Annotated in this window: 22 protein-coding genes; 20 read left to right on the forward strand and 2 right to left on the reverse strand. The window is 30.8% G+C overall.

The features are described 5' to 3' along the window. Positions 1-15: 15 nt before the first annotated feature. From lpxA to IUY40_RS09105, 13 genes are all read left to right on the forward strand, one after another. Positions 16-801 (forward strand): acyl-ACP--UDP-N-acetylglucosamine O-acyltransferase, encoded by a 786-nt coding sequence (gene lpxA, locus IUY40_RS09045; protein ID WP_035624097.1) that lies wholly within the window; start codon positions 16-18, stop codon positions 799-801. A 92-nt stretch (positions 802-893) separates the two neighbouring features. Further along, the gene (gene efp, locus IUY40_RS09050; protein WP_195736540.1) at positions 894-1,460 is read left to right on the forward strand and encodes an elongation factor P; all 567 of its coding nucleotides are present in this window, start codon (positions 894-896) and stop codon (positions 1,458-1,460) included. 142 nt (positions 1,461-1,602) lie between these two features. Next, positions 1,603-2,532 (forward strand): UDP-3-O-(3-hydroxymyristoyl)glucosamine N-acyltransferase, encoded by a 930-nt coding sequence (locus tag IUY40_RS09055; protein WP_195736541.1) that lies wholly within the window; start codon positions 1,603-1,605, stop codon positions 2,530-2,532. Positions 2,533-2,534: 2 nt separating this feature from the next. After that, positions 2,535-2,897, forward strand: a complete 363-nt coding sequence (locus tag IUY40_RS09060) for a nuclear transport factor 2 family protein (protein WP_195736542.1) — start codon at positions 2,535-2,537, stop codon at positions 2,895-2,897. A gap of 85 nt (positions 2,898-2,982) precedes the next feature. Continuing rightward, a complete protein-coding gene (gene sucD / locus IUY40_RS09065) occupies positions 2,983-3,855 on the forward strand; it encodes a succinate--CoA ligase subunit alpha (RefSeq protein ID WP_195736543.1) in 873 nt (290 codons plus the stop codon). Between the two features lie 148 nt (positions 3,856-4,003). Continuing rightward, positions 4,004-4,432: a hypothetical protein gene (locus IUY40_RS09070; RefSeq protein ID WP_195736544.1), complete on the forward strand. Its 429-nt coding sequence runs from the start codon at positions 4,004-4,006 to the stop codon at positions 4,430-4,432. A 115-nt stretch (positions 4,433-4,547) separates the two neighbouring features. Next, positions 4,548-8,036, forward strand: a complete 3,489-nt coding sequence (locus IUY40_RS09075; RefSeq protein WP_195736545.1) for a T9SS type A sorting domain-containing protein — start codon at positions 4,548-4,550, stop codon at positions 8,034-8,036. A 122-nt stretch (positions 8,037-8,158) separates the two neighbouring features. Next, on the forward strand, positions 8,159-8,905 hold the full coding sequence (gene fabG / locus IUY40_RS09080; protein WP_195736546.1) for a 3-oxoacyl-[acyl-carrier-protein] reductase: 747 nt from the start codon (positions 8,159-8,161) through the stop codon (positions 8,903-8,905). A 66-nt stretch (positions 8,906-8,971) separates the two neighbouring features. Then, entirely contained in the window at positions 8,972-10,999 is a 2,028-nt protein-coding gene (locus tag IUY40_RS09085; protein WP_195736547.1) for a hypothetical protein, read from the forward strand. A 65-nt stretch (positions 11,000-11,064) separates the two neighbouring features. After that, positions 11,065-11,898, forward strand: a complete 834-nt coding sequence (locus IUY40_RS09090) for a DUF4846 domain-containing protein (RefSeq protein ID WP_195736548.1) — start codon at positions 11,065-11,067, stop codon at positions 11,896-11,898. Next, positions 11,899-12,645 carry a M15 family metallopeptidase gene (locus IUY40_RS09095; protein WP_195736549.1) on the forward strand — a complete coding sequence of 249 codons (747 nt, stop codon included), beginning with the start codon at positions 11,899-11,901 and terminating at the stop codon, positions 12,643-12,645. Positions 12,646-12,715: 70 nt separating this feature from the next. Further along, positions 12,716-13,612, forward strand: coding sequence for a LysR family transcriptional regulator (locus tag IUY40_RS09100; RefSeq protein WP_195736550.1), 897 nt, complete (start codon positions 12,716-12,718; stop codon positions 13,610-13,612). A gap of 75 nt (positions 13,613-13,687) precedes the next feature. Then, positions 13,688-14,653: a putative sulfate exporter family transporter gene (locus tag IUY40_RS09105; protein ID WP_195736551.1), complete on the forward strand. Its 966-nt coding sequence runs from the start codon at positions 13,688-13,690 to the stop codon at positions 14,651-14,653. 4 nt (positions 14,654-14,657) lie between these two features. Here the strand turns inward: IUY40_RS09105 and IUY40_RS09110 are convergent, their stop codons facing one another. Beyond that, positions 14,658-15,617: a hypothetical protein gene (locus tag IUY40_RS09110; RefSeq protein WP_195736552.1), complete on the reverse strand. Its 960-nt coding sequence runs from the start codon at positions 15,615-15,617 to the stop codon at positions 14,658-14,660. 160 nt (positions 15,618-15,777) lie between these two features. Between IUY40_RS09110 and IUY40_RS09115 the strand changes: the two genes are divergently transcribed. Continuing rightward, the gene (locus tag IUY40_RS09115; RefSeq protein ID WP_195736553.1) at positions 15,778-16,776 is read left to right on the forward strand and encodes a zinc dependent phospholipase C family protein; all 999 of its coding nucleotides are present in this window, start codon (positions 15,778-15,780) and stop codon (positions 16,774-16,776) included. A gap of 158 nt (positions 16,777-16,934) precedes the next feature. Here the strand turns inward: IUY40_RS09115 and IUY40_RS09120 are convergent, their stop codons facing one another. Further along, positions 16,935-19,031, reverse strand: a complete 2,097-nt coding sequence (locus tag IUY40_RS09120; RefSeq protein WP_195736554.1) for an alkaline phosphatase family protein — start codon at positions 19,029-19,031, stop codon at positions 16,935-16,937. A gap of 297 nt (positions 19,032-19,328) precedes the next feature. On the opposite strand from IUY40_RS09120, the gene IUY40_RS09125 reads away from it, so the two are divergent. The 6 genes from IUY40_RS09125 (at position 19,329) to hisB (ending at position 26,549) form a co-directional block, all read left to right on the forward strand. Continuing rightward, positions 19,329-19,991, forward strand: a complete 663-nt coding sequence (locus IUY40_RS09125; protein WP_195736555.1) for a response regulator transcription factor — start codon at positions 19,329-19,331, stop codon at positions 19,989-19,991. 5 nt (positions 19,992-19,996) lie between these two features. Next, the gene (locus tag IUY40_RS09130) at positions 19,997-21,391 is read left to right on the forward strand and encodes a HAMP domain-containing sensor histidine kinase (protein WP_195736556.1); all 1,395 of its coding nucleotides are present in this window, start codon (positions 19,997-19,999) and stop codon (positions 21,389-21,391) included. 342 nt (positions 21,392-21,733) lie between these two features. Further along, on the forward strand, positions 21,734-22,591 hold the full coding sequence (hisG, locus tag IUY40_RS09135; RefSeq protein ID WP_195736557.1) for an ATP phosphoribosyltransferase: 858 nt from the start codon (positions 21,734-21,736) through the stop codon (positions 22,589-22,591). A 215-nt stretch (positions 22,592-22,806) separates the two neighbouring features. Further along, positions 22,807-24,132, forward strand: a complete 1,326-nt coding sequence (hisD, locus tag IUY40_RS09140; protein ID WP_195736558.1) for a histidinol dehydrogenase — start codon at positions 22,807-22,809, stop codon at positions 24,130-24,132. 120 nt (positions 24,133-24,252) lie between these two features. Beyond that, positions 24,253-25,302, forward strand: coding sequence for a histidinol-phosphate transaminase (gene hisC, locus IUY40_RS09145; protein ID WP_195736559.1), 1,050 nt, complete (start codon positions 24,253-24,255; stop codon positions 25,300-25,302). Between the two features lie 110 nt (positions 25,303-25,412). Beyond that, positions 25,413-26,549 carry a bifunctional histidinol-phosphatase/imidazoleglycerol-phosphate dehydratase HisB gene (hisB, locus tag IUY40_RS09150; RefSeq protein ID WP_195736560.1) on the forward strand — a complete coding sequence of 379 codons (1,137 nt, stop codon included), beginning with the start codon at positions 25,413-25,415 and terminating at the stop codon, positions 26,547-26,549. Positions 26,550-26,588: the final 39 nt, after the last annotated feature.

Genomic DNA, 26,588 nt, shown 5'->3' on the forward strand with positions numbered 1-26,588 from the left:
ATATAAAAAATACAGATGAATCAACCTTTAGCTTATGTTCATCCTGGCGCCAAAATCGCTAAAAACGTTGTAATTGAACCCTTTACAACAATTCACAATAACGTAGTTATTGGTGATGGAACTTGGATTGGTTCAAATGTTACCATAATGGAAGGTGCTAGAATAGGGAAAAATTGTAATATTTTTCCAGGTGCAGTTATTTCTGCAGTACCTCAAGATTTAAAGTTTGGAGGAGAAGATTCTTTAGCAATAATAGGAGATAATTGTACAATTAGAGAGTGTGTTACAATTAATCGTGGTACAGTAGCATCAGGACAAACAATACTTGGTAACAATTGTCTGATTATGGCTTATGCTCATATTGCTCACGATTGTGAGATTGGTAATAATGCTATCATTGTAAACGGTGTTGCATTGGCAGGACACGTTGTTGTTGGAAACCATGCTGTAATTGGTGGTTTGGCTGCAATTCATCAATTTATTCATATTGGAGATCATGCAATGATATCAGGAGGATCTTTGGTAAGAAAAGATGTTCCTCCATATACAAAAGCTGCAAAAGAGCCATTGTCATACGTAGGAATTAATTCAGTAGGTTTAAGAAGAAGAGGTTTTAGCACAGATAAAATCCGAGAAATTCAAGAAATTTATAGAATTTTATACCAAAAAAATTACAATACAACTCAAGCACTTAGCATAATCGAAGGAGAAATGGAAGCAACTCCAGAAAGAGATGAAATCTTAGATTTTATCCGAAATTCATCACGTGGAATTATGAAAGGATATTCAGGAAATTACTAGAAAAGTTCTATCGTAGATTTGTTTTATCGTTTAATCGGAAACAAATAAACGGTTAAACGATTAAATAAAACATTAAATAAAACAAAATTATAATGGCATCAACATCAGACATTAGAAATGGACTTTGTATCAAATACAATAACGACATTTATAAAATAATTGAATTTCTTCACGTAAAACCAGGTAAAGGTCCTGCTTTTGTTAGAACCAAATTGAGAAGCTTAACAACTGGAAAAGTATTAGATAATACATTTTCTGCAGGACATAAAATCGAAGATGTTCGAGTTGAAACACAAACATTCCAATTTTTATATGCTGAAGGTGATGACTTTCATTTTATGAATAATGAAACATTCGAGCAAATTTCTTTAAATAAATCAATTTTGGATTCTCCTGGATTATTAAAAGAAGGAACTAACGTAATGGTTCAAATTAATACGGAAACAGATTTACCTTTATCAGTGGATATGCCTGCTTCTGTAATCCTTGAAGTTACTTATGCTGAACCTGGAATTAAAGGAAACACAGCAACAAATGCAACAAAATCTGCAACTGTTGAAACTGGAGCTACAGTAAACGTACCTTTGTTTATTAATGAAGGTGATAAAGTTAAAATTGATACTGCTTCAGGTTCTTACATGGAGCGTGTAAAAGAGTAGTTTTTCAATAAGATAATTTGTCAATGAGTCAGTTAGAAAATTGATGCACCAGCAGATATTAACTAAAAGCTTTTGTTTTTTCTAATTGACATATTTTCTAATTGACACATTCTCTAATTGATAAATTTTCTAATTATAAAATATGAAATTTCAAAAAGTTTACTCTTTAGAAGAAATTGCAAATTTACTTCATTGCGAATTTGTTGGTGATAAAAACTTTCCAGTTTTAGGCATGAATGAAATTCATGTTGTCGAGCCAGGAGATATCGTTTTTGTTGACCATCCAAAATATTACGACAAAGCATTAAATTCAGCAGCAACCATTGTTTTAATAAATAAAATTGTAGATTGCCCTCAAGGCAAAGCATTATTAATCTCTGATGATCCTTTTAGAGATTTTAATACACTTACAAAACATTTTAAACCTTTTCGATTTGCTAATGTTGCTATATCAGATTCGGCAGTAATAGGAGAAGGATCATTAATACAGCCTAATTGTTTTATTGGAAATCATGTTACAATTGGTAAAAACTGTTTGATACACTCTAATGTATCCATATATGACCACACTGTAATTGGTGATAATGTTATCATCCATGCTGGAACAATATTAGGAGGAGATGCTTTTTATTATAAAAAACACCCCGATGGTTTCGACCAATTAATTTCTGGAGGAAGAGTTGTAATAAAAAATAATGTTGGAATTGGAGCGGCTTGTACAATCGATAAAGGTGTTACAGGCGACACTATTATTGGTGAAGGAACCAAACTTGATAATCAAGTTCACGTAGGGCACGATACGGTTATTGGAAAAAAATGCTTAATTGCTTCGCAAACGGGTATTGCTGGTTGCGTAATTATCGAAGATGAAGTAACAATTTGGGGACAAGTTGGTACAACTAGTGGTATCACGATAGGAGAGAAGGCAGTAATAATGGGACAAACAGGGGTTACAAAATCTGTAGAAGGAGGAAAATCATATTTTGGAACGCCAATTGAAGAATCTAGAGAAAAGCTAAAACAATTGGCCAATATCAAGAAAATTCCTGAAATTCTAAATAAATTAAAATAACTATGACTGCTAAAGAATTTATACAAAAATTTTATAAGTCGGATGCTTTAATTGATAGCGAAACCTTCAAATTATATTTACATCCAGAAGTAATCATTGATTGGCATAGTACAAAAGGGGCTATTCAATTAGATTATAATGGAGTATTAGACTTATCTAACGAATTAAGTAGAGCCTATGTACGTTCTAAAGTTCGAATTAGTCATATAATCGAAGAAGATGATTTAGTTTCAGTACGTTATTCACATTATGTAAAAACTATCGAAAACCCTAGAGAAGAAATGTTATTAGCCCATTTTATGGCTATTTGGCAAATAAAAGACAATAAATTATACCGAGGTTATCAAATGAGTCAATTATTATAAGATATTTTGACAATAAAAGGTTCGAAATAATTTACAAAACCTTACTTTTGCATCACAATTTTAAAAACTACATAAAATATATATCATGAGTGTTTTAGTTAATAAAGATTCCAAAATAATTGTTCAAGGATTTACAGGAAGCGAAGGAACTTTCCATGCTTCTCAAATGATTGAGTACGGTACTAATGTTGTTGGTGGTGTAACTCCAGGTAAAGGAGGAACAACACATTTAGATCGTCCAGTTTTTAATACAGTAAAAGATGCTGTAGAGCAAGCTGGAGCTGATACAACAATTATTTTTGTACCACCTGCATTTGCTGCTGATGCAATTATGGAAGCAGCTGACGCTGGAATTAAAGTTATCATTGCTATTACTGAAGGAATTCCTGTAGCTGATATGATTAAAGCCAACAGTTATGTAAAAGAAAGAAATGCTAGATTAATTGGTCCAAACTGTCCGGGTATTATTACTCCAGGTGAAGCAAAAGTTGGAATTATGCCAGGTTTCGTTTTCAAAAAAGGAACTGTAGGAATCGTTTCTAAATCAGGAACTTTAACTTACGAAGCTGCTGATCAAGTTGTAAAACAAGGATTAGGAATAACTACAGCAATTGGTATTGGTGGAGATCCAATTATTGGAACTACTACAAAAGAAGCTGTTGAGTTATTAATGAACGACCCAGAAACAGAATGTATCGTAATGATTGGTGAAATTGGTGGACAATTAGAGGCTGATGCTGCTAAATGGATTAAAGCTGATGGTAACCGTAAGCCAGTTGTAGGTTTCATCGCAGGAGTAACTGCTCCAGCAGGACGTACAATGGGTCACGCAGGTGCAATCGTTGGTGGTACTGATGATACAGCAGAAGCTAAAAAGCAAATTATGAGAGACAACGGTATTTTCGTAGTTGATTCTCCAGCTGAAATTGGTAAAAAAGTAAAAGAAGTATTAGGATAATCTCCAATATTTAAAATAATAAATTCCAAAAAAAAGTCTCAATATCTGTTGAGACTTTTTTTACATTAATAGAATGTATGGAATATAACAAACACTTAGCAACTAAGTTTCTTAGAATCTTAGAACCTTCGTGAAAATCTAAAGAAATATGTACAAAGAATTAGAAAATTTTACAGTAAAAGGAAATTTTACTTACACACTAAACGATAGTCTAGAAGAAGTATGCAATGCATCTGAATCTGGAAGTGGAGTTTTTGTTGTTTACGCTGTTGATGGTGAAAACAAAGAATTAATCATGGTAGGTTCTACTGGAACTGTTCAAAATGATGGAACTCTAAAAAGTAAAAATGGTGGATTACACGATAAAATCGTAAATGGTCACCAATTTGCAAAAACAGGAAGAAAATATTCTTGGCCAGCACAAATGAAAATTGAAGGAATAGAAAGATTAGAAGTTTCTTGGTATGAGACTTTTAATGCAGATGTAAAAATAATCCCAACTTACATTGAAGGGAAAATTCTACAAGATTTCTTAGATGAAAACGATAGATTACCAAGATGGAATGTAGCTTTCTAGTTATACTCTTTGATAACAATACAAAAAAGCTTCACCTTGGTGAGGCTTTTTTTGTAAGAAATATCAGTGATGATGTTTTAATTTGTATATATTTGTGCAATAAATAAATCCTACAATGATAAAAAACTACATACTACTTTTTGCTTTATGTTTTTTTGCTTCTGTAAATGCGCAGATAATTAATTTTCCTGACGCGAATTTTAAGGCGAAATTACTTCAAGCAAGTACATCAAATCAAATTGCATTAGATAGCAATGGTATCAGTATAAAAATTGATACTAACAATAATAACGAAATTGAGGTTTCTGAGGTAGAAAAAGTAGCTTCGCTTAACGTTACTGCTTCACAGATTAATTCTCTTGAAGGGATTTCGACTTTTTTAAATCTTAAAACCTTACAGTGTGGTTTTAATTCTTTAAAAAGTTTAGACTTAAAAAGTTTGACTAATTTGCAATACTTAAAATGTGAGCATAATTTGCTTACCACTTTAGAAATAAACGGATTGAGTCAATTGAGAGGTTTAGCTTTTGACTGGAATCAGATTACATCATTAAATACAAATGGCTTAACTAAAGTCGAAACGATAACTTGTGAATATAATAGGCTGAAAGAACTAGATTTAAGTCTTCTACAAAATTTATTGACTTTAAATTGCAACTTTAATTCGGATCTTACTACTTTAAAAGTAGCTGGTTTAACAAAATTAAAAAGCCTTGACTGTAAATTACTAAAATTATCATCTTTAGAAGTTAAAAATTTGACTGCGCTAGAACGATTAAATTGTACAGGAAGTTTTACTACAGGAACATTAGATCTTAGCGGTCTGCCAAATCTTTCCTGGCTGGATTGTAGTTCTAATAACTTTACTTCATTAGATTTGAGTAATTTAAGTAAGCTTAAATATTTAGATTGCGGACTCAATAAGCTTACATCATTAGATGCAAGCAATTTAAAAAACCTTACTAAATTGTTATGTTGGCGAAACGAATTAACTAGTTTAAATGTAAAAGGACTTGCCTTACTGGAATCTCTTAACTTTTCTGAAAATAAGCTCACATCGTTTACAGGAACGGGACTAACTAAAATTAAAAGTTTAGATCTTAGAAGAAACAAATTAACAAGCCTAGATGTTTCTTTATCAACAAGTCTGGAATCTTTATTTTGTTCTGAAAATCTATTAACTACTTTAAATATTACCGGTTTAAATAATTTAAAAATGCTTTATTGCAATAATAATAAATTAACTAATCTAGATGTTACCGGTGCATCAAAAGTGAGTACTGTTTATTGTAACAATAATCTTTTAAACAATATTAATGTAGCAAACTCAACTTCTTTAACAGAATTGTATATAGACACTAATCAATTATCTACTATAGATTTAACGGGCTTAACTAATTTAAGTATACTTTCATGTTCTGCCAATAAATTTGCTGATATCAATATACTTGGGTTAAAAAATCTAACTGAATTTTATTGTACGAATAATGCATTAACAAAAATTGATTTAACAGGTCTAACTAAATTATCGACTTTGGCTTGCAGTAGAAATCAATTATCAGACTTAATTGTTTTGGGATTAAGTAATCTAAAATTACTTTATTGCCATCACAATTTATTAACTACTTTAGACTTAACCGGCTTAAATAACCTTGTCTTATTAAATTGTGGTTACAATCAATTTTCTACTTTAAATATTTCCGGACTTACAGGTTTAAAAGAATTATATTGTACTAATAATCAAATCACAGATTTAGATCTTTCAGGTTTGGCAAATCTTGGAGTACTGGAGTGTGGTAGTAATTTGCTAACTAAATTAAATGTTTCAGGATTAAAGAAGTTACAAATGATTTCATTTGAAAATAATAATGTTGAAACAATAGATTTAAGTGGGTTAAAAAATATTATGTCGTTTGATTGTTCAAATAATAAATTATTCAATTTAGATTTTTCGACTGTTATTTATACACCACAGGAAGGTTTTATAGGACCTAATACTTTTATTTATGAATATGTAGATGGAATGATCATTTCTATGGCGATGTGTAATTATACTTTAAATAACAATCAATTTGAATTTATTAATTTAAAAAATAGTAATGGATATTCTATTTCATTTTCAGATAATCCTAACTTAAAATATATTTGTGTCAATGATGATAAAATTGAGGATATTGAACAATTTATTAGTAAATACGGATATACAGATTGTCATGTAAACTCTTATTGTTCTTTTGAACCGGGAGGAACTAACTATGTAATTCAGGGTAATTGTAGAATTAATACTAATCAGAATGGATGTAATGCGTTAGATATCCCTGCCAATAATCTCAAATTTATTATAGATGACACTATTAAAAAAGAAAGTATTATAAATAAAGGGACAGGGAGTTATTTTATTCCTGTTAAAGAAGGAACTTATACAATTACACCAATATTAGAAAACCCTGACTATTTTTCTGTTTCTCCAACTTCTGTAAGTGCAGTATTTCCAACTCAAACTACTCCTATAAATCAGAATTTTTGTTTGTCTCCTAATGGAACTCACAAAGATTTAGAAATAACTATGTTGCCAAGAGAAGCTGCAAGACCAGGTTTTAATGCGAGTTATAAAATAATTTATAAAAACAAAGGAAACATAATTCAATCAGGTACTGTAAATCTTAGCTTTAAGGATGCATTTTTAGATTTAATAAGCTCAAGTTCAAATGTTTCTAATCAGTCCTTAAATAAATTAACTTGGGATTTTATAGATTTAAAACCACTTGAAACCAGAGAAATTGAAATTGTATTTAATGTAAATTCACCTATGGAAATGCCTCCAGTAAATAACAATGATATTCTTAGTTACACTGCTATAATTAATTCAAATCAAATTGATGAAACACCTGATGACAATATATTTACTTTAAATCAAACAGTTGTTGGATCTTACGACCCAAATGATAAAACTTGTTTAGAAGGAGTTATTGTTACACCCGATTTAATTGGAAAGTATGTACATTATATGATTCGTTTTGAAAACACAGGGACTTATCATGCTCAAAATGTAGTGGTTAAAGATAATATCGATTTATCAAAATTTGATATTTCGTCATTAGTACCTACAAGTTCCAGCCATTCCTACATCACCAAAATTTCAAATGGAAATAAAGTCGAATTTATTTTCGAGAATATCAATCTCCCTTATGATGATGCTAATAACGACGGTTATATTGCCTTTAAAATTAAAACTTTACCGACATTAAAAGTGGGGGATAGTTTTCAGAATGAAGCCAATATTTATTTTGATTATAATTTCCCAATACTTACTAATAAAGCTACATCAACTTTTAATACTACACTAGAAACTCAAGATTTTGAATTTTCAAATTACTTAAATGTATATCCTGTTCCTGCAAAAGAAGTTCTGAATGTTTCTGTGAAAAATAATATAGAAATTAACTCAATGGCAATTTATAACCTTTTAGGACAATTGGTTATTGCAGTTCCTAATGCACAAAATGCAAAAACAATAGATGTTTCTCCATTAAAAACGGGAACGTATTTCCTTACCATTAAATCTGATAAGGGAATATCTAATACAAAATTTATTAAGGAATAATCTATATAATAGCTAACTTATAAAAAAGCTTCACCTTGGTGAGGCTTTTTTTGTATTACAAATTTTATAAAACGCCTAAATAATCTATATTTGTATTTAGAAAATAAAATGAATACCATAATATGAAATTACTAGAAGGAAAAGTAGCCATTATAACTGGCGCAAGCCGCGGAATAGGAAAAGGGATTGCTGAAGTTTTCGCAAAACATGGTGCAAACGTAGCTTTTACATACAGTTCATCTGTAGAATCGGCTTTGGCTTTAGAAAAAGAATTGAATGCTCTAGGTATTAAAGCAAAAGGATATCAATCGAATGCAGCTGACTTTACAGAAGCTCAAACTTTTGTTGAAGCTGTTTTGGCTGATTTTGGAACTGTAGATATTTTAATAAATAATGCTGGTATTACAAAAGACAACCTTTTAATGCGTATGTCTGAAGCTGATTTTGATCAAGTTATTGATGTTAACTTGAAATCAGTTTTTAATATGACAAAAGCAATTCAAAAAACATTTTTAAAACAACGCTCTGGATCAATCATCAACATGAGTAGTGTTGTTGGAGTAAAAGGAAACGCAGGTCAAACTAATTATGCAGCTTCAAAAGCTGGTGTTAACGGATTTACAAAATCAGTAGCATTAGAATTAGGTTCTCGTAACATTCGTTGTAATGCAATTGCACCAGGATTTATTGAAACTGAAATGACTGCAAAATTAAGTGAAGATGTAGTAAAAGGTTGGAGAGAAGGAATTCCGTTGAAACGTGGAGGAACTACAGAAGATGTTGCAAACGCTTGTCTTTTCTTAGCATCGGATATGAGTGCTTATGTTACGGGACAAGTTCTTAATGTTTGTGGAGGGATGCTTACTTAAAAAAGTCTCAGTTTAATGTTTTCAGTTTGTACTGATGACTGAAACTGTTACTGAAAACTAAAAATTATGACTACAAACACGATTCTATTATTAGTACTTTCATTAGTAATTGCAGGAGGTTTGTCGTTTTTTCAATATTATTACAAAGCCAAAGGCAAATCAAAACTGAATTTGTTTTTGGCTTTTTTGCGTTTTCTATCCATTTTTGGAATATTGCTTTTATTGATAAATCCAATAATTACAAAGAACTCGTTAGAAATCATTAAAACTCCATTACCAATTGTAGTGGATAATTCAAGTTCCATAAACGCTTTAAACTCTAAAGAAAAAGTTCTTGAATTGTATAAAATACTAACGTCGAATAAAGATTTACAAAATAAGTACGAAATTCAATCGTATCAATTTGATGCCGATTTTAAACAATCAGAAGAATTCGATTTTAAAGGGAGTCAAACTAATCTAGACGAAATTGCGAAGAATTTAAAAAGCATCAATAAGAATGTAGTTTTCCCAACTGTAATTATTACTGATGGAAATCAAACTACAGGAAATGACTATGTATATCGTTTTGACCCAAACAATAAAGTTTATCCAGTAATTATAGGCGATACTACAACTTTTTTAGATTTAAAAATAAATCAGCTCAACGTAAATAAATACGCCTTTTATAAAAATAAATTTCCAGTTGAAGTATTCCTTCAATATTCGGGAACAAAAAATATAAATTCTGATTTATCGATTTCTCAGGGAGGTACCGTTTTAATAAAAGAAAAAATTTCTTTTTCCCCATCTAAAAAAACAGCTACTTTAAATTTATTGTTACCAGCTGATAAAGTAGGGGTACAAATTTTTAAAGCTAGTATTTCATCAAGCGAAAAGGAAAAAAACTCCTATAACAATACAAAGAATTTTGCTGTAGAAGTTATAGACCAAAAAACTACGGTAGCCATTATTTCGGCAATAAACCATCCAGATATTGCAGCTTTAAAACGTTCGATAGAATCTAATGCGCAGCGTAAAGTTGTTTTGGTCAAGCCAAATGAAATTAAATCATTGCAAGATTATAATATTTTAATTTTGTACCAGCCAACAGTTGCTTTCAAACCAATTTTTGATTCAAACAAAGCGGCTGGAATTAATACTTTTATTATAACTGGAAATAATACTGACTTCAATTTCCTGAATCAACAGCAAACTGCTTTCTCATTTAGAATGAGCAATCAGAAAGAAGATTATTTGGCTGAATTTAATTCACAATTTAATCTTTTCGCAGCTGAAGAAATTGGATTTGGAAATTTCCCTCCTTTGCAAAATTCTTTTGGAACAATTACTACAAATGAAAATGTTTCCGTTTTACTTTCGTCAAAAATTAGAAATGTGGCAACTAATGCTCCTTTATTAGCTTTTACCGAAAATCAAGGAAAAAGAGGTGCTTACCTTTTTGGCGAAAACACATGGAAATGGCGCATGCAAAGTCATATCGACAATCAGTCGTTTTCCAAATATGATATTTTTATTGATAAAATAATACAATATCTAGCTTCAAATAACACTAAAAAATCATTGGTAGTAAACCACGAAAGTTTTTATAATTCTGGAGATGCACTAGAAATTAACGTACAATATTTTAATAAAAATTATGAGTTTGATGAGAAAGCAAATCTCTCCATTTCAGTAACCAATACAGAAACCAAACAAACCAAAAATTACGATTTATTAAAAGGAAATAATTCTTACTCCGTAAACTTAGATGGACTTCCTGCCGGGAAATATTCTTTCTCTGTTAAAGAATTAAATTCAAAAACTACTTATTCAAGTCGTTTTGAAGTATTAGATTTTGATATCGAAAAACAATTCGTAAATCCAGATGTTCAAAAATTACAGCAGTTGGCGTTGCAAACTAATGGGAAAGCATTTTTCCAAAATCAATCGGATGCTTTGATAAAAATACTTTTGGAGAATCCTGAATATAAGGCAATTCAAAAAAACGTGAGCACAAAAACTCCTTTAATTGATTGGGTTTGGCTTTTAGTTTTAATTGCTATTGCATTGGCAACCGAATGGTTTGTTAGAAAATACAATGGACTTTTGTGAAGAAATATAATTGAATTCCTTCTAGCTTTTTGTAATCTTGTAGTTATAAATTAAAAGTCTAAATTATGAAAATTAAATTCTTGTTTATTGTAACAATTTTGATTGCAATTTTTTGTTTTTTTTCATTTTCAAAGACAAATAATACTCCCAAAAGCAATCTTTTAGAAAACACAATTCAACAGCGTTTTCAACCACCTCTTGGATTTGTGCGAGAAAAGGAATCTAAAACTTCGTTTGGATATTTTTTGCAAAATCTTCCATTAAAACCTACAGGTTCAAACGTTTTGTATTTTGATGGAACTGTAAAATCAAATCGAAACGTTTATGAAGCAGTTGTAAATTTACCCATTGGAAAACAGGATTTGCATCAATGTGCTGATGCCGTGATGCGTTTGCGAGCGGATTATTTATATAGCCAGAAACAGTACGATAAAATACATTTTAATTTCACAAATGGTTTTCGGGTTGATTTTAGTAAATGGGCGGCAGGTTACAGAATTGCAGTTAAAGGCAATAAAACTAGTTGGGTTAAAACTGCAAAACCATCTGACAGTTATCAGACCTATTGGAAATACTTAGAGACGGTTTTTATGTATGCAGGAACTGCTTCGTTAGAAAAAGAGCTAAAACCAATTAATGTTTTAGACATAAAAATTGGAGATATTTTTATAAAAGGAGGCTTTCCAGGTCACGCTGTTATTGTGGTTGATATAGCTGTGAATCCCAAAAACAACCAAAAAATTATGCTTTTAGCACAAAGCTATATGCCAGCACAGGAAATTCAAATATTGAAAAATCCAAATAACAGTTCATTGAGTCCTTGGTATGCTGCCGATTTTGGAACCACTCTGAAAACACCCGAATGGACTTTTAGTTCTTCACAATTAAAACGTTTTTAAATGAAACAATTCCTTTTTTTAGTCCTTATATTCCAAAATGTTTTTTCTCAAGAAATCCCATTAAATGTTCAAAAATTAATTAAAGCATATCCAAATCAAGTTGTTGGTTATAAAGATAATAAGATTATTTTTAGTGATAAATCAAATTTGATTTATGATGATTTTAAAAATAAAACGAATCAAGAATTATTGGAGAATCCAGATATTGAGGATCAATTTAAGTTCGTTTATAATAAAGCAAATAAGAATTTAATTCCGAAGGAAGACGCAGGAAGAATTCGAAATGAAGCTTTTTTTAAGAAAATTTACGGAAATTCAAAATCAGAAGTAGAGTCAAAAATGACTGAAATTATTTGGTGCCCAAAATTAGTCAATCAAAAAATAAAAGTAACAACCGTGAATGGAATTGATAAAATAGTTAGAAAACTCTCGGCAGAATTAGATAATAATCCAGAATTTAAAAAATATATTAATGTGATTGGAGGCACATTTAATTGGAGAAAAATTTCAGGAACAAACCGATTGAGTATGCATAGTTATGGGATGACTATAGATATTAATGTCAATAATTCTAATTATTGGCAATGGGATTGTAGATGTAAAAATGAAGAAGCTACTCTTTCGTATAAAAATCAAATTCCTCTTAAGCTAGTTTCAATTTTTGAAAAATATGGCTTTATTTGGGGAGGGAATTGGAAACATTATGATACAATGCATTTTGAGTATCGACCTGAACTTTTGTTATAAATTTTTAAATTATTTTATTGTAAAAAAATATTGTGGAGGGAAGTTGATTACGAATTAAAAATTTATGATTATGGATTTTAGGCTAAAAGTATTTTCCGCTGTTGCAAACAGGTTGAGCTTTACCAAGGCTGCAGCTGAATTGTATATTACACAACCAGCTGTTTCTAAACACATTCAGGAATTAGAAGAAAACTATAAGACAAAACTTTTCGAAAGGAATGGTTCTAAAATTAGCTTAACCAAAGCTGGAGAAATTCTTTTAAAACATACCAAAGATATATTTGAAATTTATAGAGAAATCGATTTTGATATGAGTACATTTATCAATCAACGTCAGGGATTATTGCGATTAGGAGCAAGTACAACCATTTCTCAATATATAATCCCACCATTATTAGCACGTTTTCACCAAAAGTTACAAGACATAAAAGTCAATTTACTAAACGGAAATACCGAACAAATTGAAAGTGCTTTAATTACTAAAGAGATAGAAATTGGTATTGTTGAAGGACAATCCAGAAATCAATCAATTAAATATACTGAATTTTTAAAGGATGAATTGGTCTTGGTTTGCAGTAGTAAAAACCCATTAGTCAATAAAAATGAAATTTTATTAGAGGACTTACATAACTTACGTTTTATAACTCGAGAAAGAGGTTCTGGAACACTTGAGGTTATTGAATACGCTTTGAAACAATTTAATATCAAGTTACTAGAATTACAAATTGAAATGCAACTAGGAAGTACTGAAAGCATAAAATCCTATCTTTTAAATTCTGATTGCGTTGCTTTTATGTCAATTCACGCTGTTGATAAAGAGTTAAAAAACAAAGAATTAACAGTTTTAGATGTGGAAAAATTGTCAATAGAGAGATACTTTTATATCATAACATTACATGGTAAATCAGATGCTCTGACCGAATTGTTTATAAAAAATATGGCAAATTACTATAACATGAAGTTATAGGCTATTGCCATTTACAATTGGCAATTGTTGTAATAACTATAGATCTTTGTACTGTAATTATTAAATACTATTACCTTGAAAACAAATCAAAATACAACAAGTCACTTATTTCAGATTAATACAATCTCGAAACAAATTATTTTTGCCGTTTTATTACTACTTTGTCTAACTTCAATTATATCGCCTCCAATAGCTTTATTATTGGGTTTATTGGTAGCCAATTTGTCTGGAAATCCTTTTTTGCATTTCAACCATAAAGCAATTACTATTTTATTACAATTTTCTGTAGTAGGACTAGGATTTGGAATGAATGCTACAAGTGCATTGGCCGCTGGTAAAGAAGGGCTGTTACTTACTATTGCCTCTATTTTTAGTACTATTATACTAGGGTATTTTTTAGGAAAATGGTTTAACATCGATAAGAAAACATCTCACTTAATCTCTTGTGGAACTGCTATTTGTGGAGGAAGTGCCATTGCAGCAATTGCACCAGTAATAAAATCAGACGAGAAACAAACATCTGTAGCATTAGGAGTAATTTTTATATTAAACTCAATTGCCTTATTTTTATTTCCTTATATAGGACATGAATTAGACTTGTCACAAAAAGAATTTGGCTTATGGTGTGCTATAGCAATTCACGATACAAGTTCAGTAGTTGGTGCAGCGAATAAATTTGGAGCAGAAGCTTTACAAATCGCTACTACTGTAAAATTAGCACGTGCTTTATGGATTATTCCTATTGCGCTTCTTACAACTGTTCTTTTTAAAAACAAACAAACTAAAATTAAAATCCCTTATTTTATCGGATTATTTATTTTGGCGATGTTACTAAACACTTATGTACCACAAACTGCAATCATTGCACCAACATTGGTTCTCTTGGCTAAAATCGGGTTAACAGTAACTTTATTCTTAATTGGGGCTGGATTAAATCTAAGTGTTTTAAAAACAGTAGGGGTGAAGCCTTTAGTACAAGGAGTACTGCTTTGGATAGTTATTGCTAGTTTAAGTTTGGCTTCAATTTTATACCTGAATTAAAAGTCTATTTTGCATTAGAGATTTTAACAATTGGCTCACCAACAATGATATACCACTTACCATTAAATGAAAGACGTTTTTCGATTATAAAATTAAATTGTTTTTTAGTCTTTGGCAATTCACTTATTTCTTTAGGCATATCCACTTCATAATCATATTCAGTTCCTTTAGCTTTGCGATAAAATCCAGTTGTTGTAATTGAAAAATCCTTAAAAAACTTTTTCTTGCCATCATTAAGGACTTTATAAACACTAGACCATTGTGTACTTTCTGGGCCATTATTTGTGAGATTATAATAACCCAAGTCCATTATAGGTTGGTATTTTCCACCGAAACCAGCAATAAGATAGAGGTAACCTGAATATGGAGCACCAGCACCTCCGTTTGCTTGAATTAATGTAAATGCAAATTGATCTTCACCTATTTCTACCAACTTAGGTGATGCGGCTCTAGAAAATGCTCCAAAGGCAGCAATTGCAGGCTGAAAGGATCTCATTTGCCAAGTATTATCATTTCTTGCAAACTTGGCAATTCCTATCAAACCACCAGTAAACCTTCCAGTTTGAGCCCCATCTGTATCATAATCTGAATGATTAAAAAGTAGTAGTTTAAATTGATTTCCTTTAGAATCTACATAATCAATATTATCAAGAACCCTTGTGGCAACACCATCTTTATATGGAAATAATTGGTCTCCTTCTATTTCATTAGCATCTTTGTAAGGTTCCGCTTTACAGCTATTACACTTCCAACTTATAAAAATATTGTTATCTGAGAGTTTATATAATTTACCCGGAAACAATTTCTGCATTGTTTTTACCGGATTAAAGGGATCAGCGACTTGTAATACTCTTTTCGAATTTAAGATTGTATCACTAACATTTTTTAGTTGTATAATATCTTCTTGTCCTGAACTAATTAAAGAAAATAAGAATAAAAGAATGCTGAAGTAGGTAGAACGCATATAATAAATTTTAGAGTAAAAATAATACAAAAACTCAAATTACACCTCTAGATACTGAAAATAATTGAAAACAAACCAAGATAAATTAACATAATCTCAATTCAAATTCTCTTAAATCATATTTAATAAATTACATTTGTAGCCCTAATAAATATACAAAATGAAAAATTTTAAAATGAAACCTAAGTTTATTGCAATAATAGCGATTGGAATTGGTTTTTTATCATTATCCTGGGGAATTGTTGGTCATGAACGCATCAATAAAGCCGCAGTTATGGCTCTTCCACGATCATTACAAGTGTTTTTTTATAATCACATAGATTTTATTACACAAGAAGCTTCTGTACCAGATATTCGCAAATATGCCTTGAATTATAAAGATGAAAATCCTAGACATTATTTTGACATGGAAAATTTTGGTTCTGCAGACAGCTTGCCCAAAACCCTAGAAGAAGCAAAGAAAAAATACGATGGTAAATTCCTTAACGCAAATGGAATTTTACCTTGGTATATTGAAGATATGATGATTAAACTAACCAAAGCTTTTAAAGATAAAAATCGTGCAGAAATTTTATTTCTAGCTGCTGATTTAGGTCATTATATTGGTGATGCTCACATGCCATTACATACTTCTGCTAATCATGACGGACAATTGACGGATCAAAAAGGAATCCATTCACTTTGGGAAAGCAGACTTCCTGAATTATTTGCTAAAAATTACAAATTAAATGTTCCACAAGCACAGTATTATGAAGATGTTCATAAAGCAACTTGGGATATGATTAATGATACACATAGTTTAGTTCAGCCATTATTAGACATTGATAAAAAATTAAGAACTGCTACTCCTGAAAATCAGATTTTTAAAATGGATACTGATGGAAAAGTTGTGAAAAGTAAATACAATTCGGCTGTTTTCTCTGATGAATATGCTAAGAAACTCCACAAAGAGTTAAACGGAATGGTTGAAAGTCAGATGAGAAAAGCAATTACAGCAACTGCAAGTTTTTGGTACACTGCTTGGGTAAATGCAGGAAAACCTGATTTAAGCGATTTAGATGCTCCTGCGGTTACACAAAGAAACAACCAAGCTTTAAAAGATGATTTGAAATTATTTCAAAGCGGAAATCTTTTCGGAATGAAAAATCAGAATGACTAAGGCGAAAATTAAAAGGGACTAATGTTCTTAGTTACTAAGGTTCTGAGAAAGACAAAAAGGCTCAAATTCTATTGAATTTGAGCCTTTTTTATTGCTTTCACTTTGCGAACTTACCGGTTAAATTTTTAGAACCTTTGAGCCTTTGTACCTCAGAACCTTTAATTCTTCTCATATTTCTTATTCTTCAATATATCTGAAGCGGTTTGATAATATGAAATTGTTTCGTTTACCAAATCTGTTCTTTCTTTCGTTAATGGGATCTCATCATAAAAAAATTGATATTCAGGTGCAACACCTTCTTTTGGAATTAGCTTTAATTGAAACTGTTTTACCTTTTGCTTTGGTGAAAGTATCGTTAATATATTATCCTTTATCAATCCCATGTCCTGATACGTTGCAATAAAAGCTCTTGGCTTATAATCAGATTTTAAAACATCTTCTCCATAAAACTTACTTTCATAGCTAAAGTTTAATAAACCAAATAAAGTAGGCATAATATCAATTTGCGACATCAGCGCAGTATACTTCTGAGCAGGAACAAAACCAGGACTAAAAATAAACGCAGGGATTCTATATTTATCAAGAGGGAGTTCTGTTTTTCCTGCACTCGATGCACAATGATCGGCCACAATTACAAAAACGGTATTTTTAAACCAAGGTTGTTTACTTGCCATTGCAAAAAATCTTTTCAGTGCATAATCCGTGTATTTCACCCCTCCATCACGAGATTTTACATCTCCAGGAATATCAATTTTACCATTTGGATACGTAAACGGACGGTGATTACTTACTGTCATGATATGATTAAAGAAAGGTTTATTTGCTTTAGCTTCAGCATTCATAATCTTTATTGCTTTATTAGACATGTCTTCATCACAAACACCCCAAACATTTGAAAATGTAATTTCATTAGGAGTAAAACTAGATTTATCTACGATATCATAATTATTACCAGCAAAAAAATCTCTCATATTATCAAAATAAGCATCACCACCATAAAGATATTTTGTAGTATATCCTTTTTTGATGAAAACGGAACCTGTTGAGAATTTATTCTTATTGTCTTCTCTTTTAACTACACTTTCTCCTGCTGTGGGAGGAATACACAACGTTACTGCCTCCAAACCACGAACAGTTCTATTTCCAACAGCATATAAATTGGTAAATTCTAAACTTTTATCAGCCAAACTATCTAGGAAAGGAGTAATATTCTGATCATTACCATATCGCTTCATAAACTCGGCGCTATAACTCTCAATGGTAATTAAAACTACATTTTTACGCTTTTCAGCAGAACCACTTTCAATTTTTCGCAAAGTACTTTCACCAGAAATCGTTGGTAATTGTTGTTTTAATATTTCATATGCCTGAGCATTAGGGATTGTTTTATAAAATTTAAAATAATCTAAACTACTGTTTTTATAAGCTAAATAAAATTTATATAAACCGTTTGATTGTAGCTCGTTAGAAAATATATTTCCAGAATTTTCACTTAGTGCCAAGCGCGGAATGACAAATAAAGAAAAAACAAAAAGTATAATATATAATGTTGAAATTTTTATCTTCTCAAAAATTGTAGGGATATTATCAATATAAATTCTTGTTCTTTTTACAATAAAATAAGTTACCGTTCCAGCAATTACAAATAAGGCTGAGAATAACGGAATAACAGGATAAGATTGCATTATATTTCCAATTACTTCATTGGTATAAACCAAATAATTCACTGCAATAAAGTTATATTTTACTCCGAATTCATTCCAGAAAAAATATTCACTAATTCCATTCTGTAAAATTAGCAATACATATAAAAAGATTACAAATGCAAATAGCCAAAATCTAATTTTATCTCGATAATTGGGAAGGAAAAGTAATAAACCGAATAAAAATGCTTTTATACCTATGAATATAAGAACAATTTTAGGCAAAGCACCTCCATACTCATTAAGAATACTTTTGCCACTTGCTACATAAAGAAATAAAGCTAGAAACACACCAAAAATAATATAACCTGTGGGTTTTAAATATTTAGAATTGGATATAAAAATAAGGTACAACCATAAAAAAATACTGACAACAACAGAGACAAATACATCTGAAATCAATCCAATGCCAAATATTTTTATTGTATCTGTAAAACCAAAGGACGTTTCGGTTATAGGATGAAAAAATAAAACTAGTCTTAATACGAAACTTACTAGCAAGTAAAAAAAAGTGAGATAATAAAACGGGGCGAGTTTTTTATATAATGTCATATTAAAAATTTGTTGCAAATTTAACTGTTTCTCCTTCTTGACTATTAACCTAATCTTTTGCGTAACTTAGCATTACCTTAAGATTGTCTTAAGGTACTACATTTTTATCTATTTTAACAAATGTTAAATATATTAATTTTTATGAGTATTATTCGTGTGAAATATATTTTCAATCAGAAATAACAAGTCATTGCTAACACAATCCAAAAACATTTATCTTTGAAAGTAGTAAACCTACTTATTAATAAATTTTATAGTAGGATATATAAATAAGTTTAAAACACAAATAAAATAAAAATGCATATTTTAATAGTCGAAGATGAAGCTGGCATTGTGCAATTTCTTAAACAAGGTTTAGAAGAGGAAGGGTATAAAATAACTACTGCTGCAGATGGGGTAGCTGGCTTTGAATTAACTCAAAAGCAAAAATATGATCTAATTTTACTGGATTGGATGCTTCCTAAAATAAATGGGTTAGATTTATGCAAAGCCATTAGGATTAAAGACACTACAACGCCAATAATCTTCTTGACTGCAAAAGATACTATCCTTGAAACTATTGAAGGATTAAAAGCAGGTGCAAATGATTATATAAAAAAACCATTTAGTTTTGAAGAGTTGATTGAACGAATAAAAATCCATTTCAGAAACCAAAAAACTCCAGAGATACTTACACTTGGAACTATTAAAATTAATTTAGCACAACATACTGTTTGCAGTAATGGTATTGAAGTGTCGCTTACACAAAGGGAATTTGAATTATTAACTTATTTGGTTAAGAATAAAGGAAACGTATGCACTCGAAATCAAATACTACAAGCAGTATGGCAAATTAATTTTGAATATGATACGAGTGTTATTGATGTTTTTATGAACGCAATTAGAAAAAAATTAAATTTAAAAATCGAAGAAGACTACATAAAAACAATTCGAGGTATTGGTTACATCGCAAACGACTAATTTAGATGCTACAATTTTCATTTAAGGACCGAATCGCGTTTAATTATATTGCGATCACTGCATTATTAATTTTTGTAGTGTTTTTTACTATTTATACAATCGTAAAACAAAATGTTTACAGTCATATCGATAATGATATCATAGTAGAAATTAAAAATCATTTAGATGAGATACATGTTAAAAACGGCATTCTAACTTTGATTGATGTAGAGGAGTGGAATGAACGAGAACACAATACTGTTGACTTAAATCCAGTTTTTGTTCAGTTTTTGGATTTAAATGGAGTAATTATAGAAAAATCGCCTAATTTAAAATCCGAAATCTTATCTTTTCATGGTCAAAAGGAAAATTACGAATTATTTAATACAAAGTTGCTAGACAATATTATTAGACAAATACAAGTACCCATTTATGTAGAAAATAAAAAAATAGGAACCTTAATGATCGCCATGTCCTTAACAGATTCTACAATGGTCCTCGATAACCTGTTCTATATTTTAGTTGTTGCTTTTCCACTTATTTTGATAGTATTATTTTTTATCGCAAGATTTTTTGCTGGCAGAAGTATTAAGCCTATTAATGCTATTATCAAAACATCAAATAGTATTACTAAAGATAATTTAAAAACCAGAATTCCATTACCTGTAAATCGAGATGAATTATATATCTTATCAAAAACAATAAACAGTTTATTAGATAGAATAGAGAACGCTCTTGAAAGAGAAAAACAATTTACATCAGATGCTTCCCATGAATTAAGAACACCTCTAACAATAATTAAAGGCACACTTGAAGTTTTGATACGTAAACCGCGTGATAATAAAGAGTATGAAGAAAAAGTAAACTTCTGTATTTCTGAAATTGACCGACTGAATACATTAGTAGATCAATTGTTATTATTGGCTCGATTTGAAAATAAGGATCCTTATTTAAAGAAAGAAAAAGTATATTTAAATGCTTTAATTTTAGATACAATTTCGCGACATTCAAATACAATACAATCTAAAAAGATTCACATTTCAACAAAACTTCAAAAAAATTATTGTTTAAATACAGATACTTATTTACTTACTATAATCCTTAATAACTTAATTTCTAATGCACTAAAATATTCTAAACAAGATGGTAAGTTAGATATTATTGTAACAGATGTTTTAAATGGAGTCGAATGTCAGATTATCGATTACGGGATAGGAATTCCATCTGAAGATATACAAAAAGTATTCAATCAATTTTTCCGCTCACATGCAGAATTACATCCCGAGATAAAAGGAATTGGCTTAGGATTATCTATTGTAAAAAAAATAAGTACATTATTAGATATTCCAATTATGATTTCAAGTAAATTAAATGAAGGAACAGTTGTAAAACTACTTTTTCAAAAAAACTCACCCAATTAAAACTTAACAAAGCAAGTGTAATTTATCTAAACAAATAGCAATGATTGTAGATTATCATCTAGGAGAATTACTAAATTTAACAATAAAATCATTTTAAGTTAAATTAAAAATTGCTTATTAATTAATTTATCCTTTATATTTGCAAACGAAACAAAGAAAAAACAAATCAAGTTATGTCATTAATTCAATTACATCATCATCATTTTCATTATTGCTCTCAAGCGATGTGTTAATGGTATGCATGTAAATCATCATATTTTAAAACCCGTTTGAGTACTCAAACGGGTTTTTTTGTACCCAATTCTTTGTACTCAAACTATTAATTTAATCCAAAAAACTAAAATGAGTACGTTAAAAATTGCAATTCAAAAATCAGGTCGTTTAAACGAAGAAAGCATTCAAATTTTAAAAGATTGCGGCATTTCGATAGACAACGGTAACGACCAACTAAAAGCCGAAGCCACTAATTTTCCGTTAGAGGTTTTATTTCTAAGAAATTCTGATATCCCACAATATTTAATTGATGGCGTTGTAGATGCGGCCATTGTTGGAGATAACTTATTAGTCGAAAAAGGAAAAGGAATTCAAATCGCACAAAAATTAGGTTTTTCTAAATGCAAAGTTTCAGTTGCAGTACCTAAAGCTTTTGAATATAACTCTATCAATGACCTTAACGGATTGCGTATTGCAACTTCATATCCTAACACAGTTACTGATTACTTTAATTCATTCGGATTATCTGTAGATATACACCAAATTTCCGGTTCTGTAGAAATCGCTCCAAATATAGGTCTTGCCGATGCTATTGTAGATATTGTATCAAGCGGAAGTACCTTGTTTAAAAACAACCTGAAAGAAGTAGAAATAATTCTAAAAAGTGAAGCTGTCCTTGCAGTTTCTCCAAAGATAAATCCTGAGAATCAAAAATTAATAGATACTCTAAAATTCAGAATAGAATCAGTTCTTAGAGCCAGAAAATCAAGATATATCTTGATGAATATTCCGAATGATAAAATCAAAGACGTAGGTAAAATACTTCCTGTTCTACGAAGCCTTACCGTATTACCACTAGCACAAGAAGGGTGGAGTAGTGTACACTCAGTAATAGACAAAGACACTTTTTGGGACGTAATCGATCAGTTAAAAGATGTTGGTGCAGAAGGAATTTTGGTATGTCCAATTGAGAAAATGGTACTTTAACTCGTTGGGTATAATTAATTCAAACACATAGAAACATAGGTTTTGTACGCTCAAAAAAGGATTACACTTATTTTTAAATACACATAGCTAGCTTTGTGAAAAAAAAAAAAAGATATGCTTCAATACTTAAAAGCCTTAAGATTAAAGTATAATACAAATAAAAAACAGATTCTAATTGCTTAGAGCCTAAGGCCTAAAGCATAATGTAAAAAATAATGAACAAAATATACAACCCCGCAGCTGAAACTTGGTCGGAAATATTAAAAAGACCAACCAAAACGATTGATGATATCGAAGTTACAGTTAAAGAAATCTTTAAAGAAATACAGAAAAAAGGAGATGAAGCAATCACGAAATACACTTCTATCTTTGATGGTATTACTTTAGAAACTAATGAAGTATCGCAAGAGGAAATAAAGGAAGCCATAATTTCAATATCAGAAGAACTAAAAGAGGCAATTCAGCTAGCAAAAAACAATATTTATAAATTCCACTCAGCACAAAAAACGGAAAGAATAACAATTGAAACCACTGAAGGAGTCAATTGCTGGCAAGAAAAAAGACCTATTCAAAAAATTGGGTTATATATCCCTGGAGGCACTGCACCTTTATTCTCTACAGTTTTAATGCTTGCAGTACCAGCAGCAATAGCAGGTTGCAATGAAATCGTTTTGTGTTCACCACCTGATAAAAATGGAAAAATAAATCCTGCCATATTATATGCCGCAAATTTATGTGGCGTTACAAAAATCATAAAGGTAGGAGGGATTCAAGCCATTGCAGGAATGACCTTTGGTACTGAAACTATCCCTAAAGTATATAAGATATTTGGCCCAGGAAATCAATTTGTAACCGTAGCAAAACAATTAGCAACACAGTTTGGTGTAGCGATAGATATGCCAGCTGGCCCATCAGAATTATTAGTAGTTGCCGATGATAGTGCAGTTCCCGCTTTTGTAGCTTCCGATTTATTATCGCAAGCAGAACACGGAACAGATAGTCAGGTCATTCTAGTTTCTACATCTAAAACTCTGATTAATGCTGTAGAAAACGAAATTCAATCACAAATTGCTGATTTACCAAGAAAAACAATCGCCGAAAAAGCGATTGCAAATTCAAAATTGATTTTTGTCGAAAGCAATACAGTTGCTCTAGAATTAATTAATGAATATGGACCAGAACACTTTATTATCTGCACCGAAAATGATGATTTTTATTCGGATGGAATCTATAACGCAGGTTCCGTTTTTATTGGCAATTATACACCCGAAAGCGCTGGAGATTACGCATCAGGAACCAATCATACCTTACCAACAAATGGATATGCCAAGAATTACAGCGGAGTAAATCTAGATAGCTTTATGAAATCGATGACATTCCAGAAGATAACCGAAAAAGGAATTCAGAATATCGGAAAAGCAATAGAAGTTATGGCAGAAGCTGAAGGATTACAAGCACATAAAAATGCAGTGACTTTGAGATTGGCTGAGATAGAGTATAGAAAATCGAAGCAAGAGAATAGAGTTAAGACTAGACGGTAAATAAATGGATTAAAAAAATTTAGAGTAAAGACTATATAATAATATTTTGGAACAATCGAAATGTCTGTTCACTTGTTTCTATTAGTCTTGTCTCTTGCCTCTATAAATAAAAAGAACAACATGGAAAATTTTGATATAAATGCCTTGGTACGTGAAAACGTAAAAAAATTAAAGCCTTATTCGTCTGCGCGTGATGAATTTGAAGATTTTGATACTGCTGATATGGTTTTTCTGGATGCTAACGAAAATCCTTTTGAAAACGGCGTAAATCGTTATCCAGATCCACAACAAAATAACGTGAAGCAGATTTTGGCAAAGCAGAAAAATATAAACCGAAATCAAATATTATTAGGAAACGGAAGCGATGAAGTACTGGATTTATTGTTTCGTGCCTTTTGTGAACCCAAAAAAGACAATATAATTTCATTACCACCAACATACGGAATGTATAGCGTGTTGGCAAATATAAACGATGTAGAAAATAGAGAAGTTTTACTTTCAGAAGCTTTTCAGCCACAGATTGATAAAATCATAAGTGCTGTAGATAAGAATACTAAAATTATCTTTTTATGCTCACCTAATAATCCAACAGGAAACTCCTTTTCAGATGAAAGTGTGGTTGCATTATTACAGAATTTTAAAGGCTTGATAGTTATCGATGAAGCTTATATCGATTTCTCTAAAAAAGAAAGCTGGATTAACGAATTGGATGCATATCCTAATTTAATAATTACTCAAACACTCTCAAAAGCATATGGCCAAGCGGGGATACGATTAGGAATTTGCTACGCTACTGAAGCGGTTATCACTGTTTTAAACAAAATAAAACCACCATATAACGTAAACGAACTAACACAACAAAGAGCAAGTTTACGCTTAAAAGAAACAGCTAAAATAAATACAGAAATAGCCTCTATAATTGCACAAAGAGAGCAGTTACTTCAAGTATTACTTAATATAAGTTTTATCGAAAAAATACATCCAACAGAAGCTAATTTTATATTAGTAAAAGTAGATGATGCCAACAAAAGATACGATGAGTTAATTGCAAAAGGAATCGTAATTAGAAACAGAACAACGCAGCCATTATGCGATAATTGCCTGCGATTGACCATTGGAACTGAAACAGAAAATAAAAAATTAATTGAAGCATTGAAGCTATTGAATTAACCACAAAGCTTGCAAAGAATCAAACGAAGAACACAAAGTTATTATGCCACAGATTTAAATAATTAATTGGATTTAAAATTTGTGAAATTCGTAGCAAAAAAATATAAACCATGAAAAAAGTACTTTTTATAGACCGTGACGGAACAATGGTTCTAGAACCAGCAGATTACCAATTGGATAGTTTTGAAAAACTAGTATTCTACCCAAAAGCATTTCAATATTTGGCTAAAATTGCCAATGAACTGGATTATGAATTAGTAATGGTAACCAATCAAGACGGATTAGGAACTGATTCTCATCCTGAAGAAACATTCTGGCCAACACATAACTTTATAATAAAGGCATTCGAAAATGAAGGAGTAGTATTTAATGCTGTTTTTATAGATAAAACTTTTCCACACGAAAATGCCATAACTCGCAAGCCAAGAACAGGAATGCTTACGCAATACTTAAATAATCCAGCATATGATCTAGAAAATTCATTTGTTTTGGGAGATCGCTTGACTGATGTAGAATTGGCTAAAAATCTAGGTTCGAAAGCTATTTTCATCAATACAGATGAAGGTTTGGGTAGTACAGAAGTAGCTTCAAAAAGAGAAGAATTAGATCCTGTCGTTGCGTTGCAAACCACTGATTGGAAAACAATATATGAGTTTTTGAAGCTTGAAGCACGTTCAGCTACAATAACCCGTAAAACTAACGAAACTGATATTTACATCAACCTGAATCTTGACGGAACTGGGAAGAGTAAAATAGAAACCGGAATTGCATTTTTCGACCATATGCTAGATCAAATTGCCCGCCACGGACAAATGGATCTTGAAATCCTCGTAAAAGGGGATCTTGAAGTCGATGAGCACCACACAATCGAAGATACAGCAATTGCACTGGGAGAAGTATTTGCAAAAGCACTAGGAAACAAACTAGGTATTGAACGTTATGGTTTTTGCCTACCAATGGACGACTGTTTATCGCAAGTTGCAATAGATTTTGGAGGTAGAAACTGGTTGGTTTGGGAAACAGAATTTAAACGTGAAATGGTTGGGAAAATGCCAACGGAAATGTTTTATCATTTCTTTAAATCATTCTCCGATGGTGCCAAAGCAAATATTAATATCAAAGCCGAAGGTACAAACGAGCACCACAAGATAGAAGCTATTTTTAAAGCTTTTGCAAAAGCAATAAAAGTAGCGGTAAAGCGTAATACTGAGAAAATGATTTTACCATCGACAAAAGGAATGTTATAAAAAGGTTCAAAATAGTTTCAAGTTTCAAGTTCTGTAGCA

The organism is Flavobacterium sp. ALJ2 (assembly GCF_015594725.1).
Classification (GTDB): Bacteria; Bacteroidota; Bacteroidia; order Flavobacteriales; family Flavobacteriaceae; genus Flavobacterium.